Below are 14,761 nucleotides of genomic sequence, written 5' to 3'. Positions count from 1 at the left end.
GGCCGTCAGAAGTCCCCGCCCTCGTCGCCGAGGAACTCGGTGTCCTCGCCCTCCTCCTCCAGTGCCCGGCGGACTACGCGGAGAGCCATGCCTTCGGGGTAGCCCTTGCGAGCCAGCATGCCGGCGAGGCGGCGGATGCGCTTGTCACGGTCCAGGCCGCGGGTGGCACGCAGCTTGCGGGCCACGAGGTCGCGGGCGGTCGTCTCCTCCTGCTCGGAGTCGAGCCGACCGACGGCCTCGTCGATCAGCGCTGAGTCGACGCCCTTGGTGCGCAGTTCCTGGGCGAGAGCACGCCGGGCGAGTCCCCGCCCGTGGTGCCGGGACTCCACCCAGGCGTCCGCGAAGGCGCTGTCGTCGATCAGTCCGACCTCCTCGAACCTCGACAGCACCTCCTCGGTCACGTCCTCGGGGATGTCCCGCTTCTGCAGGGCGTCCGCGAGCTGCTTGCGGGTGCGTGGGGTCCCGGTGAGCAGGCGCAGACAGATCGCCCGCGCCCGCTCAGCCGGGTCCCCCGAAGACTCCCCCCGCTCGGCCCTCGACGAGGAGGGGGCGCCTTCGTCCTCACCGCGCGGCTCCCCGAATCCGCGCCGCCCACGACCGTACGAGCCACCCCCGTGGGGCTCGTCGCTCCTGCCGCCGCCCGGGCGACCACCGCGGTCCTCGTACCGGCCGGGGCCGCCGGGGCCGCCGGACCCCCCGTGTCCGGCGTACCTGTCGCCCCCGTACCCGCCGTACTCGGTCCCGTGTCCCTCGTCACCGGCCGGAGCGAAGCCCGTGTCGCCATCGGCGCCCTTCCCCCGTGGGGCACCGGGAGTGACGTACTCGTACTCGGCCCAGTCGGTTCGTCGTGTCACGGGTCAGCTCTTGGCCGTGGCGGCCTTGGGCTTGGCGGCCTTGCCGGCGGCCGGGGCGGTCGCCGTCTTGGCGTCGCCGCCGGCGGTGGTGACCGCCGCGTCCGCGCCCGGCTCGGCGGCGGGCTCCTCCGGCCGGACACCCACGCCCAGCTTCTCCTTGATCTTCTTCTCGATCTCGTTGGCCAGATCGGGGTTGTCCTTGAGGAAGTTGCGGGCGTTCTCCTTGCCCTGGCCGAGCTGGTCGCCCTCGTACGTGTACCAGGCGCCGGCCTTGCGGACGAAGCCGTGCTCCACGCCCATGTCGATCAGGCCGCCCTCACGGCTGATGCCCTGGCCGTACAGGATGTCGAACTCGGCCTGCTTGAAGGGCGGGGCGACCTTGTTCTTGACGACCTTGCAACGGGTGCGGTTACCGACCGCCTCCGTGCCGTCCTTCAGCGTCTCGATGCGGCGGATGTCGATGCGCACCGAGGCATAGAACTTCAGCGCCCGGCCACCGGTCGTCGTCTCCGGGGAGCCGAACATCACGCCGATCTTCTCGCGGAGCTGGTTGATGAAGATCGCGGTGGTCTTGGACTGGTTGAGCGCGCTGGTGATCTTCCGCAGCGCCTGGCTCATCAGGCGGGCCTGCAGACCGACGTGGCTGTCGCCCATCTCGCCCTCGATCTCCGCACGCGGGACGAGCGCGGCCACGGAGTCGATGACGATGAGGTCGAGGGCACCGGAGCGGACCAGCATGTCCACGATCTCCAGGGCCTGCTCGCCGTTGTCCGGCTGGGAGAGGATCAGGTTGTCGATGTCGACGCCCAGCTTGCGCGCGTACTCGGGGTCGAGGGCGTGCTCCGCGTCCACGAAGGCGACCTGGCCGCCGGCCTTCTGGGCATTGGCCACGGCGTGCAGGGTCAGCGTGGTCTTACCGGAGGACTCCGGCCCGTAAATTTCCACGACACGGCCGCGCGGCAGGCCGCCGACGCCGAGGGCGACGTCGAGCGCGGTCGACCCGGTCGGGATGACCTCGATGGGCTCCTTCGACCGCTCGCCCATGCGCATGACCGCGCCCTTGCCGAACTGTCGCTCAATCTGTGCGAGCGCGGCGTCGAGCGCCTTCTCGCGGTCGGTTCCTGCCATGGGTTCCACCCGGTTTGCTTGAGTCGATCGCTTCACGTCAAAGACGCTAACGCCTACCACTGACAATGCGCCCTGACGCAGGCCCTGCCTGTGGATAACCAGGGAACTTATCGCACCAAAACGGATCGAAATCTCCGCCGTAGGCCTTGCCTGAGCCTTCATGAGAATAGATGTTCGATTTTCGTGTCAAGTGCACCGCCGGCGTCCCCCAGGGCTTCGCATCCGCATCGGCGGGACGGGGCGCGGGCGCTACTCCCAGGGGCGTATCACCGGTGTCTCCGGCCGGACGACGACGGCGGCAGCCGGTCCAGGAAACCTTGGCGCCATGGAGAATCCGCGCGCCGTCGACCGGCTCTGCCATGCCGTCGGGCTGTTCCTCGTCCTGAGCGGGCTCGTGCACCTGATGGTGTTCACGGTCGACGGCGGCCCCTGGGACGGTCCCGTCTCCTGGGGCAAGCCCGTGACGTTCGGGCTCTCCTTCGGGGCGACCCTGATCGCGGTCACCTGGGTCACGTCGTACCTGCGTGTCGGAGCCCGGCTGCGCACCGTCCTGCTCGTCGTCCTCGCCGCCGACTGCCTGGTGGAGGTCGGCGGCATCACCCTTCAGGCATGGCGCCGGGTGCCCTCACACCTGAACATGGAGACGCCCTTCGACACGGCGGTGTCCATGACGCTCGCGATGGGCGGCGGGGTGCTCGTGACGCTGCTCACGGTGTTCGCCGTCGCGTCCTTCCGGTACCGGCCGACAGGTCCGGCGGGCATGGCTCTCGCGGTGCGCTCCGGCTTCGCGATCCTGCTCGTGGCACTGGCCTCGGGCGCGGCGATGATCGCGCGCGGGGTCGTGCTGACCCGGACCGGCCACCAGGAGGCCGCCTACCACTCGACCGCCCCGCTGAAGCCACTGCACGGGGTGAGCCTGCACGCCGTCCTGGTTCTGCCGCTGCTGGCCTGGCTGCTGTCGCGCACCACATGGAGCGAGGGCGCGCGCCAACGGATCGTGGCCGCGGCGGTGGGCCTTTACGCGACGGCTGTCGCCGGGGCCGGGGTGTGGGCGGTGTTGACGTACTGAGCGGTCCGGGGACCGAGCGTTCACGACATACCGAGCGGCCTTGACGTACGGGACGGCCCCTGACGTACCGAAGCGGGTGCTAGGAGTGCTCCTGTGCGCCCGGCCGCCGGTCCAGCCGCCGCCGTATGCGGGTGAACGTCCCGGGACCACCCGACCCTCTGCCGCGGTGGCCGTGCACCCGAGGGTCGTCCGTGACGGCGTACCGCTTGACATACGCCCCCAGGAACGCCTGGAGCGTGGCGACGGCCGGGATGGCGATCAGCGCGCCGACGGCGCCGAGCAGCGCGGTGCCGGCGATGACCGAGCCGAAGGCGACGGCAGGGTGGATGTCGACGGTCTTGGAGGTCAGCTTGGGCTGGAGCACGTAGAGCACGACGAAGACCAGCACCCAGACCGCGTACCAGGGGTCGACGGTGAACGCGATCAGCATCGGCAGCGCGCCCGCCAGGTAGGTGCCGATGGTCGGGATGAACTGCGAGACCAGCCCCACCCACACACCGAGCACGGGCGCGTACGGCACGCCCAGGGCCAGGAGCAGGATGTAGTGCGCAACGCCGGAGATGAGTGCCATCAGCCCGCGCGAGTACATGTAGCCGCCCGTCTTGTCGACTGCGATCTCCCAGGCGCGCAGCACCTCGGCCTGACGCTGGGGCGGCAGCACGGAACACAGGGCGCGCCGCAGGCGCGGGCCGTCCGCGGCGAAGTAGAACGAGAACAGGACGACCGTCAGCAGCTGGAACAGTCCCCCGAGCACCTGCGCGGACACGTCGAGCACGCCGGCCGCGCTGTTCTGCGCGTACTTGCGCAGCCAGTCGGAGTGGAGCAGGCCCTCCTGGACGTCGACCCTTCTCAGGTCCGAGTGGAAGGTCTGGTTGATCCAGTTGATGACCGAGTCCAGATAGTCCGGGAAGTCCTCGATCATCTTGATGATCTGGCCCGCCAGCATCGAGCCGAGCAGGGTGACGAACCCGGCGGTGACGATCGCCAGACCCAGGAAGACCAGGAAGGTCGCGCCCCCCCGGCGCATACCGCGCGCGGCCATCCGGCTCACCGCGGGCTCGATCGCGAGGGCCAGGAAGAACGCGATCAATATGTTGATCAACAGTCCGGTCAGCTGGTGGAAGGCCCAGATGCCCAGCTGGAACGCTGCGACCAGTGCGAGCGCGAGCACCATGGCACGCGGCAGCCAGCGCGGCATGCGGCTGCCGTCCAGGATGGGCGGAGGCGCGGCGGACGGAGCTGCGGCGGGCGCCGTCGCACCGGTCGGCGCCGAGTTCGGGGGGAACGGCTCGGTGTCGTCGTCAGCGGGTGTCACGGTCAGCGCTTCTCCCCCGGCACGTCCATGACCGAGCAGACCACGCGCCACACGTCCTTGGCCTCCCAGCCTGCGTCCAGGGCCTCGTGCACCGTGCGCCCGCCCAGCTCCGTCATGACGTGATCGCGCGCGAAGGTGTCGGCGTACTCCGGACCGAAGTGTTCCGCCATCCGCTGCCAGAAGACCGTCAACCGCATGACTTCAGTATCCCGCCCCTGGGGGTGGGACCCGCCCGGGGCCCGCTCGCCGAGGCCGCCGTGCGTCCTACGGTCTCACCCATGGCCGAAACAGGAGTTTCCCCACCACCCCCCACGCCCCCGGCGCGCTCTGCGCTCTTCCGCGCCGAACAGTTCGTCTGGCTCACCGCGCGCGTGCTGGAGCAACGCCTCTTCGCGTACCACTTCCTGAACGGCGCACCGGACGCGGTGGAGGCCGCGCTGGCCGCCTACCGCAACGAGGACGGCGGGTACGGTCACGCGCTGGAGCCCGATCTGCGCGGTCCCGTGAGCCAGCCCCTGCACACCGGTCACGCGCTGCGCGTGCTCGACGCCGTCGGACGCTGCGCCGGACAGCGCGTGGAGCGCGTGTGCCGGTATCTGACCTCCGCCTCCGCCCCGGACGGCGCGCTGCCCATGGTCCGTCCCGGCCGGCGCGGACATCCGGCGGCGCCGTTCGTCCCGGTCGTGGACGACCCACCCAGCGAGCTGCTCGCCACCGGTCCGGTCGTGGGGCTGCTGCACCGCAACGAGGTGTGGCACGCCTGGCTGTTCCGAGCCACCGACTTCTGCTGGCAGGCCGTGGAGTGCCTGGAGAAGTCCCACCCCTATGAGGTCGAGGCCGCCGTGGCCTTCCTGGACTCCGCTCCCGACCGCCCGCGCGCGGAGGCCGCCGCCGACCGGCTCGGCCGGCTGGTGCGCGAGCAGCGGCTCGCGGCCCTGGACACCGAGCACCTCGACGCCTGGCCGGTCGCGCCCGGTTATGCCCCGGGCGAGCACCACTTCCCGCACGACTTCGCGAAGAGCCCGCGGTCGCTCGCTCGCGCGTGGTTCACGGACGACGAGATGGAGCGCTCCCTGGACTTCCTCGCCGCCGAGCAGCGCGATGACGGCGGCTGGCCCGTCCGCCGACGCCAGTGGGCACCGGCGCCGACCCTGGAATCGCGTCCCATCGTGACGATCGAGGCGCTGCGCACTCTCAGGGAGTACGGCCGCTTCGTGGGCTGACCCCGGCGCGCTCAACCGCCGAGGGCGCGCACCGCGGCCGTGACCACCACGGCCGCCGTGACGACCAGCAGGAACGGTGCGCGCAGCAGCAGCGCCACGGCGGCTGCGCCGAGCCCGGCGGCTCTGGCGTCCAGGACGAGGCTCTGGCCGTGCGCGAAGGTCTGCTGGGCCGTCAGCGCGGCCAGGAGGGCGACGGGCAGCAGCGCGGCGAGTCGCCGGACGAGCGGCCGTTCCACGGCGCCGGCGGGCACGAGCAGTCCGGCGAGCTTGAGGGCGTAGCAGCCGAGGGCGGTGACGCCGATCGCGATCCAGGTGTTCACCAGCCCTGCTCCCGTCCGTCCGCGATGTCCGCCGTATCCGCTGTATCCGTGATTTCCGCCGCGTGCGTCAGGTCCGTCGAACCCTGTGCCGCCGGCTGGGTACGACCGCCGCGGCGGCCCTCGGCGTACAGCGCGAGCGGGGCCGCCAGGGCCGACACCAGGACCGGTACGCCCGCCGGCAGCACGGGCAGCGACCCGAGCCCCAGCAGCACGGCGAGGCCCGCGACCGCGCGCTCGGTGGGTGTCTTGAGCATGGGGGCGAGCAGGGCCAGGAAGACGGCCGGACCGGCCGCATCCAGGCCCCAGGCGCCGGTGTCCCCGATGGCCTTCGCGCCCAGCACGCCGAGCAGCGTGGTGAGGTTCCACAGCAGGTACAGGCTGAGCCCGGTCACGGTGAAGCCGATCCTGGCGGCGCGCCGGGTGGGCTGGGCCAGGGTGACCGCCGTGGTCTCGTCGATCACCCACTGCGCGGCGAACGGCCGCACCGCGCGTGGGACGTCGAGCAACTGGGACAGACGCAGCCCGTAGAACGCGTTGCGCACCCCCAGGAAGAAGGCACCGGCGGCGGCCGTGAACGGGCTGCCGCCCGCGGCGAGCGCTCCCACCAGGGCGAACTGGGAGGCGCCGGTGAACACCAGCAGGCTGAGGGCGCAGGTCTGGAGCAGCCCGAGCCCGCTGCCGGCCGAGGTCACCCCGAACGCGAGCCCGGAGAGCCCGACGGCGACTCCGACTCCCAGGGCGTCGCGTACGACGGCTGCGTCGGGCTTGCCCGCTGCCGCGTCGCCTGCCCGGTCCGTGATGGGTGTCCGCTGTGTCACGCCTGGACCGTACGGGCGGCGCTCACCTCGGGTCTTGTACGTTCTTGCGCTCGCGCTGATAGGCCCCCGGAGGCACGCCGACGATCCTGGTGAAGTGCCGGGTGAGGTGGGGCTGGTCGCTGAAGCCGACCGCGACGGCAGCTTCCGCCGGGGCCGTACCGCCGTCCAGGAGGAATCGTGCGCGGCGCACGCGCGCGTCGGTCAGCCAGGTGTGCGGCGGCATGCCGTACGCGGCGCGGAAGGCACGCAGTAGCGCGAAGGGGCTGGTGCCGAGGTCGCCGGCCAGTTGCTCGAGGGTCGGCGGGGCGGCCATCCGATCCTGCAGCACCGCACGCGCGCGTGCGGCGATCACGGCTCCGGCCGTCCGTGACCGCCGCTGCGGCAGCGGGCCCCCGTTCAGCCGCAGCAGCCTGGTCACGGCGACCCGCAGCAGGGTGTCCGCGGCCAGCGCGTTGCCCTCGTCGGCGGCGCGCAGCACCTGGTGGACCAGGCGGACGGTGTACGGATCGTCCAGGACGGGACTGACGAAACCGGGGGTGCCGCGCAGGGTGGTGATCTCGGCGGCTATCGCGCCGACCACCTCGGGCGAGGGGTAGAGCGCACCGTACCGCCAGCCCTCGGGGACGCCGGCCCGGCCCGTGTGCGGGGTGTCCGGGTTGACCAGGGCGAGGGCGCCCGCACCGGCGAAGACGTCGGTGCCGCGGTGGGCGAAGACCTCGGCGCCTTCGGCGATGGCCGCGATCACGAAGTGCTCATGGGTGTGCCGGGAGAAGGTCTTGCCGACGTACCGGGCCCGCAGCAGGTCGACCCCGGGAAGCTCCTCGTACCGCCAGTGCCGTGCCCGCTCCGCTGAACCCGCCATACGGTCCATTGTCCGCCCCGCCGACGGACCGTGACCGGTCGGCCCCTCGGGGTGCCCCCGCCCCTGCACCGCCCCCTTTCCCCAGGTCGGACCGATTGTCAGTGGCCGGGTGCAGGATGGACGCATGGTCAGCTCCGCACACTGGGCCCTCGACGGCTTCTCCCCCGCGACCCGCGGCTGGTTCACGGGGGCCTTTTCCGCGCCCACCGCGGCCCAGGCGGGCGCATGGCGGGCCATCCGGGAGGGCTCGGACGTGCTGGTGGTGGCCCCGACCGGCTCGGGCAAGACGCTGGCTGCGTTCCTCGCCGCCCTGGACCAGCTGGCCTCGACCCCTCCCCCGGCCGATCCGAAGAAGCGTTGCCGGGTGCTGTACGTGTCCCCGCTGAAGGCCCTCGCGGTGGATGTCGAGCGCAACCTGCGCAGCCCGCTGACCGGCATCCGCCAGGAGTCCGTGCGCCTCGGCCTGCCGGAGCCCGAGGTGCGGGTCGGAATCCGTTCCGGCGACACCCCGGCCGCCGAGCGCCGTGCCCTGTCCACGCGGCCACCGGACATCCTGATCACCACCCCCGAGTCGCTCTTCCTGATGCTCACGTCGGCCACGCGTGACGCGCTGACGGGCGTGGAGACGGTGATCCTGGACGAGGTGCACGCGGTCGCGGGCACCAAACGCGGCGCCCATCTCGCGCTCTCCCTGGAACGCCTGGACGAGCTGCTGCCCAGGCCGGCCCGCCGGATCGGCCTGTCGGCGACCGTGCGCCCGGTGGACGAGGTCGCCCGCTATCTCTCGCCGCGCCGCAAGGTGGAGATCGTCCAGCCGGAGTCCGGCAAGGAGTTCGACCTGTCCGTCGTCGTCCCGGTCGAGGACATGGGCGAGCTGGGCGGTTCTCCCGTGGCCGACGAGGGCGCGCAGCGGCCGTCGATCTGGCCGCATGTGGAGGAGCGGATCACCGACCTGGTGCAGGCGCACCGCTCCACGATCGTGTTCGCCAACTCCCGGCGCCTCGCGGAGCGGCTGTGCAACCGGCTCAACGAGATCGCCTACGAACGCGCGACCGGCGAGACGCTGCAGGAACATCACTCCCCCGCCCAGCTGATGGGCGGCTCGGGCGCCGCCCAGGGCGCACCCCCGGTGATCGCCCGTGCGCACCACGGCTCGGTCTCCAAGGAGCAGCGCGCCTTGGTCGAGGAGGATCTGAAGGCGGGCCGGCTGCCCGCCGTGGTCGCCACCTCCAGCCTCGAGTTGGGCATCGACATGGGCGCCGTCGACCTGGTCGTCCAGGTCGAGTCCCCGCCCTCGGTCGCCTCCGGGCTCCAGCGCGTGGGCCGCGCGGGGCACCAGGTGGGGGCCGTGTCCACCGGTGTCGTCTTCCCCAAGTACCGGGGTGACCTGGTCCAGGCGGCCGTGGTCACCGAGCGGATGCGCTCGGGCTCCATCGAGTCCCTGAAGGTGCCGGCCAACCCACTGGACGTGCTCGCGCAGCAGCTCGTCGCCATGACGGCACTGGACACCTGGCAGTTCGACGACCTGCTCGCCACGGTCCGCCGCGCGGCGCCCTTCGCCGCGCTCCCCGAGTCCGCGTTCACGGCGGTGCTGGACATGCTCGCGGGCCGCTACCCGTCCGACGCGTTCGCGGAGTTGCGTCCGCGCGTGGTGTGGGACCGGGTGGCGGGCACCGTCACCGGCCGGCCGGGCGCCCAGCGCCTCGCCGTCACCTCCGGCGGCACGATCCCGGACCGCGGCCTCTTCGGGGTGTTCCTCGCCGGTTCCGACCCCAAGAAGGGCGGTGGCCGGGTCGGCGAGCTGGACGAGGAGATGGTGTACGAGTCCCGGGTCGGGGACGTCTTCACGCTCGGCACCAGCTCCTGGCGGATCGAGGACATCACGCGCGATCGCGTCCTGGTGTCCCCTGCACCTGGCGTGCCGGGCCGGTTGCCGTTCTGGAAGGGCGACCAGCTGGGCCGCCCGCTCGAGCTGGGCCGCGCGGTGGGTGCGTTCCTGCGCGAGGTCGGCGCGCTGGCCAGGGACGACGCCCGGCTGCGTCTGCTCGCGGCGGGTCTGGACGCGTGGGCGGCGGACAACGTGCTGTCTTATGTGGACGAGCAGCGCGAGGCCTGCGGCCATGTCCCGGACGACCGTACGATCGTGGTCGAGCGCTTCCGTGACGAGCTGGGTGACTGGCGGGTCGTGGTGCACTCCCCGTTCGGCGCCCAGGTCCACGCCCCCTGGGCACTCGCCCTCGGCGCCCGCCTCTCCGAGCGCTACGGCATGGACGCGCAGGTCATGCACGCCGACGACGGCATCGTGCTGCGCCTGCCCGACGCCGACCTGATGGGCCTGGACCTCCTCGACCAGGAGCCCATGAAGGCGGGCAGCCCCCTCGGCACGGCGGCCGACAGCGAGCAGGCGCCGGTGGGCGCGGCGGACGTCGCCTTCGACAAGGGCGAGGTCGACCAGATCGTCACCGACCAGGTCGGTGGCTCCGCGCTGTTCGCCTCCCGGTTCCGCGAGTGCGCCGCCCGCGCGCTGCTGCTGCCGCGCCGCAACCCCGGCAGGCGCACCCCGCTGTGGCAGCAGCGCCAGCGGGCCGCGCAACTGCTCCAGGTGGCGAGCGAGTACGGTTCGTTCCCGATCGTCCTGGAAGCGGTCCGCGAGTGCCTCCAGGACGTCTTCGACGTCCCCGGTCTCGTGGAGCTGATGGGGGACATCGAGTCCCGCAGGGTGCGCCTGGTCGAGGTCACCACGCCGGAGCCGTCGCCGTTCGCCCGCTCCCTCCTCTTCGGCTACGTCGCCCAGTTCCTGTACGAGGGCGACTCCCCACTCGCCGAGCGCCGCGCCGCCGCGCTGTCCCTGGACTCGCGGCTGCTGGCCGAGCTGCTGGGCCAGGCGGAGCTGCGGGAGCTGCTGGACGCGGACGTCCTGGCCGAGCTGGAGCGCGAGCTGCAGTGGCTGACGGAGGACAGGCGGGTCAAGGACGTCGAGGGTGTCGCCGACGTCCTGCGGCTGCTCGGCCCGCTGACCGACACCGAGCTGGCCGAGCGGGGTGCCGAGCCGCGGTGGGCGCGGGAGCTGGCCGCCGCCCGCCGGGCCATCCGGGTGCGTATCGCCGGCGCCGACCACTGGGCGGCCGTCGAGGACGCGGGCCGGCTGCGCGATGCGCTCGGCACGGCGCTGCCGGTGGGCGTCCCCGAGGCCTTCACCGAACCGGTGAAGGACCCGCTCGGTGACCTCCTCGCGCGCTATGCCCGCACTCACGGCCCGTTCACGTCGGCCACGGCGGCGGCCCGCTTCGGCCTCGGCGTGGCGGTCACCGAGGGTGCCCTGCAGCGGCTGGCCGCGGGCGGCCGGGTCGTGCAGGGCGAGTTCCATCCCGCGGGCATCGGCCAGGAGTGGTGCGACGCGGCCGTCCTGCGCCGTCTGCGCCGCCGCTCCCTGGCGGCCCTGCGCCATGAGCTGGAGCCCGTGCCCGCGCCCGCTCTCGCCCAGTTCCTGCCGCAGTGGCAGCACATCGGCAAGGGACACGGTCTGCGCGGCATCGACGGACTGGTGCGCGCGATCGAGCAGTTGCAGGGGGCGTCCGTGCCCGCCTCCGCACTGGAGAAGCTGGTCCTGCCCTCCCGCGTGGCCGGCTACACGCCGTCCATGCTCGACGAACTGACCGCCGCCGGCGAGGTGGTGTGGGCCGGCGCGGGCGCACTGCCCGGCAAGGACGGCTGGGTGTCGCTGTATCTGGCGGACGCCGCACCGCTGCTGCTCCCGCCGCCGCACCCGCTGGAGCAGACCGCGCTCCACCAGTCCGTCCTGGACGCCCTCTCCGGCGGCTACGGCCTGTTCTTCCGTCAGATAGCCGATCAGGTACGCGCCACCACGCACCCCGATGTCACCGATCCCCAACTGGCCGATGCGCTCTGGGACCTGGCCTGGACGGGCCGGCTCACCAACGACACCCTCGCACCGATGCGTTCGCTGCTGGGCTCCGGCCGTACGGCGGGGTCGACGGCCCACCGCGCCAAACGCTCCGTGCCGCGTGGGCGCTACGGCTCCCTGACGGCCGCCGCCCGTGCCACCTCCCGCACCGGCCCGCCGACCGTGGCCGGCCGCTGGTCGCTGCTGCCCGCGGCCGAGCCGGACCCCACCGTGCGCGCGCACGCGCTGGCCCGCATCCTCCTCGACCGGCATGGCGTGGTCACCCGGGGAGCGGTGGCGGCAGAGGGTGTCGAGGGCGGATTCTCGGCGGTGTACCGGGTGTTGTCCGCCTTCGAGGAGAGCGGCCAGGCCCGGCGCGGTTACGTGGTCGAGGGGCTGGGCGCGGCCCAGTTCGCGATGGACGGCGCCGTGGACCGACTCCGCGCGGTGTCCAACGCCCGCGACCGCGGCGAGGGCCTGCCTGCTCCGGCCTTCCTCGGCGACGGGAGCGGCCCGGAAAACGGCTTCGCACCGGCCGGCGGCGGCCTCCACGGCCACACGGCACCCGGCGTCCTCGACGACGCCGGCGGTTTCGCCCACCCCGGCCTCGACGGCGACTTCACCTGGCCGCCGGAGCAGCCCACCGTCCCCGGCGAGCACGTCTCCCCGCGCGATCTCCCCGACCCCTTCGCCTCCCCGGGCCACGGTGGTCCCCGAGGCACCGGCCCCACCTCCGCGTACGGCCCCACTTCCCCGTACGGCTCGGCCCCCTCCCACAATGCCGCCTCCTCCTACGGCGCTGCCTCCTCATACGGCCCAGGCGCGCACCGGGGTGTCGGCGGCCACCGCACCCATGGCTCGTCCCCCGACCCGCGCGCCGTCGTCCTCGCGGCGGCCGACCCCGCGAACGCCTACGGCGCGGCCCTGCCCTGGCCCGAGCCACCGACCGGGGCGGGGCACAAGCCGGGCCGCAAGGCGGGCTCGCTCGTGGTCCTGATGGAGGGCGAACTCACGCTGTACATGGAGCGCGGCGGCAAGACACTCCTGGCCTGGCCGGCCGCCCCGGACACCGCCGTCACCGACGACTTCCGCCTGCGTACGGCAGCGGAGGCCCTGGCAGCCGCCGCCCGGGCGGGCACCCTCGGCACGGTCACCGTGGAGCGGATCAACGGCGTCCAGGCGCTGACCTCGCCGATAGGCACGCTCCTGGAGGGAGCGGGCTTCGTGGCGACCCCGCGCGGGCTGCGGCTCAGACCGTGACGAGCGCGCGCCACGGCCGGTCCACCGGGGCCCCGCGGGCGTCACCCGCACGTGGCACCCTTGACGCATGCCCGAAGGTGACACGGTCTGGCAGGCCGCGCGGCGGCTGCACGAGGCCCTCGCGGGCAAGTCGCTGACCCGCAGCGACTTCCGGGTGCCGCAGTACGCGACGGTCGACCTCACCGGCCGGGCCGTGCTGAACACGGTGCCGCGCGGTAAACACCTGCTCACCCGCTTCGAGGGCGGCCTGACGCTGCACACGCACCTGCGGATGGAGGGGTCGTGGAAGGTGTACGGCGCGGGCGAGCGTTGGCGCGGCGGGCCGGCGCACCAGATCCGCGTGATCCTCGGCACCGCCGACCGCGCGGCCGTCGGCTACCGCCTTCAGCTGCTGGAGCTGCTGCGCACCGCGGAGGAGGAGGGTGCCGTCGGCCATCTCGGCCCCGACCTGCTCGGCCCGGACTGGGACCCCGACCGCGCCCTGGCCAACCTCCTCGCGGACCCCGTCCGCCCGCTCGGCGAGGCCCTGCTCGACCAGCGCAACCTGGCCGGCGTCGGCAATGTCTACAAGAGCGAGCTGTGCTTCCTTCTCGGCGTGACGCCCTGGCTGCCGGTCGGCGCACTGCCCGCGGACCGTGCCCGGAAATTGCCGGCCCTCGCCCGGAAACTGCTGGAGACCAACCGCGACCGCCCGGTCCGGCAGACGACGGGCCTGCGCGGCCACGACCTGTTCGTCTACGGCCGCGCACCCCGCCCCTGCCTGCGCTGTGGCACCTCCGTCCGGGTGGCCGACCAGGGAGACGGCTCCCAGGACCGCCCCACCTACTGGTGCCCGGCCTGCCAGGCGGGCCCGGCTCCCGCGATGGGAGCACCACAGAGATGGCGGGAGCGGTATCCCCGCCGCATTGACTGACGTCCCGTCAGAAACCTCCGTACGGTTCCCCGCACGCCCCTCACGGCGTACGACCTCACCGGGCGCACCGCGTTCGTCACCGGAGCCGTCGGCGGCATCGGCCGGGCCTGCCCCGTCCTGCTCGCCGAGGCGGGCGCTACGGTGCACTGCGCCGACCGGGACGCGAACAGCCTGCACGGCACGGCGGAGCCGGTCCGGGACCGCGGCGGCACAGCACACCTGCCCGTCCTCGACGTGACCGACCGGGCCCGGCCCGGCGAGGCCGTGCGGTCCCGCGGGCGCCTGGACGTGCCGGCGGCCGTCGTCGGGCCCATGCACAGCAGCCCCGTTGTCAGGACCCGGGACGAGGATCTCGACCGGGTGCTGAACATCATTTTCAAGGGCCTGCTGTACACGTGCCAGGAGGCGACCCGCTGATGACCGCCGGCGGCACCCGGGACAGCATCGTCACGATGGCCTCCGGCGCGATCGACACCGGCGGCCGGGCGGCTCTGCCACGGCGCAGCGAAGGCGGCAGTGGCACAGCCGACCAGCACGCTGGCCATCGAGGTCGGCCGGCACGGCATCCGCTCAACACGATCACGCCGGGGTGCGCCCCCTGACCACCCGCCCCGACCGCGAGGGTGTGCGCGCACCAGAGGCGGCGCTTTCCCCGATGTCGCCGCTGGACCGGGCCGGCGTGCCCGGGGCGTGGCGCACGCGGTGCTGTCTCTGGCGTCGGTGTCTCTGGCGTCGGGCGCGTCGGCGTTCACGACCGGCCAGACGCTTCGCCCGAACGGGGGTGCGGCGATGCCCTGGTGACGTCCCCCACCCGCCAGGCGGCCTTCCACCGCCCCGTCTGCACGGCCCCTGCCGCCCGCCCCTTGGGCACACAGTGCACGGGGAGCAGACTCAGCCCCCACCCGCCGACGGCGACGGCCCCCTCGACCACTCCCGCGCCCTCCCCCAGTGCGAGGCGCAGCACGGCCCACCACCACACCGCGCCCAGCGTCAGTCCGGCCCCCCAGCGCGCTGTCCGCCCCACCATGGCACCACCTCCAGCCCTCCAGTCCCGGACGCTAGGAGGTCGCCCGCCCGTCCCGTAGGGCGCACCAG

At 73.2% G+C, this 14,761-nt stretch carries 12 protein-coding genes and 1 pseudogene; 5 read left to right on the top strand and 8 right to left on the bottom strand.

Annotation, left to right across the window (positions count from 1 at the left end; all coding sequences use genetic code 11):
- Positions 1–5: 5 nt before the first annotated feature.
- Together recX and recA are read right to left on the bottom strand one after the other, a co-directional pair.
- Positions 6–854 carry a recombination regulator RecX gene (gene recX / locus K7G59_RS03305; RefSeq protein WP_225830291.1) on the bottom strand — a complete coding sequence of 283 codons (849 nt, stop codon included), beginning with the start codon at positions 852–854 and terminating at the stop codon, positions 6–8.
- Positions 855–857: 3 nt separating this feature from the next.
- Entirely contained in the window at positions 858–1,982 is a 1,125-nt protein-coding gene (gene recA, locus K7G59_RS03300; protein WP_225830290.1) for a recombinase RecA, read from the bottom strand.
- Between the two features lie 325 nt (positions 1,983–2,307).
- Here recA and K7G59_RS03295 point away from each other — a divergent pair, with 325 nt between their 5' ends.
- Positions 2,308–3,051 carry a hypothetical protein gene (locus K7G59_RS03295; RefSeq protein WP_225830289.1) on the top strand — a complete coding sequence of 248 codons (744 nt, stop codon included), beginning with the start codon at positions 2,308–2,310 and terminating at the stop codon, positions 3,049–3,051.
- 79 nt (positions 3,052–3,130) lie between these two features.
- On the opposite strand, the gene K7G59_RS03290 is transcribed toward K7G59_RS03295, so the two are convergent.
- Entirely contained in the window at positions 3,131–4,249 is a 1,119-nt protein-coding gene (locus K7G59_RS03290; RefSeq protein ID WP_308294997.1) for an AI-2E family transporter, read from the bottom strand.
- A gap of 119 nt (positions 4,250–4,368) precedes the next feature.
- A complete protein-coding gene (locus tag K7G59_RS03285; RefSeq protein WP_225830287.1) occupies positions 4,369–4,563 on the bottom strand; it encodes a DUF3046 domain-containing protein in 195 nt (64 codons plus the stop codon).
- Between the two features lie 81 nt (positions 4,564–4,644).
- Between K7G59_RS03285 and K7G59_RS03280 the strand changes: the two genes are divergently transcribed.
- A complete protein-coding gene (locus K7G59_RS03280; protein WP_225830286.1) occupies positions 4,645–5,589 on the top strand; it encodes a hypothetical protein in 945 nt (314 codons plus the stop codon).
- An 11-nt stretch (positions 5,590–5,600) separates the two neighbouring features.
- Here K7G59_RS03280 and K7G59_RS03275 read toward each other — a convergent pair whose 3' ends face one another.
- Genes K7G59_RS03275 through K7G59_RS03265 form a run of 3 tightly spaced genes read right to left on the bottom strand, consistent with a single transcriptional unit; the run spans position 5,601 to position 7,589 of the window.
- On the bottom strand, positions 5,601–5,909 hold the full coding sequence (locus K7G59_RS03275) for an AzlD domain-containing protein (RefSeq protein ID WP_225830285.1): 309 nt from the start codon (positions 5,907–5,909) through the stop codon (positions 5,601–5,603).
- Positions 5,906–6,727, bottom strand: coding sequence for an AzlC family ABC transporter permease (locus tag K7G59_RS03270; RefSeq protein WP_225830284.1), 822 nt, complete (start codon positions 6,725–6,727; stop codon positions 5,906–5,908). Before K7G59_RS03270 ends, K7G59_RS03275 begins: the two co-directional genes overlap by 4 nt.
- A 22-nt stretch (positions 6,728–6,749) precedes the next feature.
- Positions 6,750–7,589 (bottom strand): AraC family transcriptional regulator, encoded by an 840-nt coding sequence (locus K7G59_RS03265; RefSeq protein WP_225830283.1) that lies wholly within the window; start codon positions 7,587–7,589, stop codon positions 6,750–6,752.
- Between the two features lie 124 nt (positions 7,590–7,713).
- Between K7G59_RS03265 and K7G59_RS03260 the strand changes: the two genes are divergently transcribed.
- The 3 genes and pseudogenes from K7G59_RS03260 to K7G59_RS03250 all read left to right on the top strand — a co-directional run bounded on the left by K7G59_RS03260 (position 7,714) and on the right by K7G59_RS03250 (position 14,467).
- Positions 7,714–12,753 carry an ATP-dependent helicase gene (locus K7G59_RS03260; RefSeq protein ID WP_225830282.1) on the top strand — a complete coding sequence of 1,680 codons (5,040 nt, stop codon included), beginning with the start codon at positions 7,714–7,716 and terminating at the stop codon, positions 12,751–12,753.
- Between the two features lie 67 nt (positions 12,754–12,820).
- Complete coding sequence (locus K7G59_RS03255; protein WP_225830281.1) at positions 12,821–13,666, top strand: Fpg/Nei family DNA glycosylase; 846 nt, start codon at positions 12,821–12,823, stop codon at positions 13,664–13,666.
- Positions 13,663–14,467 (top strand): annotated as a pseudogene (locus K7G59_RS03250) (SDR family NAD(P)-dependent oxidoreductase). The gene K7G59_RS03255 and the pseudogene K7G59_RS03250 overlap by 4 nt, the downstream one beginning before the upstream one ends.
- On the opposite strand, the gene K7G59_RS03245 reads toward K7G59_RS03250, so the two are convergent.
- Positions 14,415–14,693, bottom strand: coding sequence for a hypothetical protein (locus K7G59_RS03245; protein WP_225830280.1), 279 nt, complete (start codon positions 14,691–14,693; stop codon positions 14,415–14,417). The pseudogene K7G59_RS03250 and the gene K7G59_RS03245 sit on opposite strands and share 53 nt — an antisense overlap.
- Positions 14,694–14,761: the final 68 nt, after the last annotated feature.

Origin of the sequence: Streptomyces sp. NK08204 (genome assembly GCF_020400585.1) — a bacterium.
Classification (GTDB): Bacteria; Actinomycetota; Actinomycetes; order Streptomycetales; family Streptomycetaceae; genus Streptomyces.
This window is presented reverse-complemented; position numbering and strand designations above follow the sequence as displayed.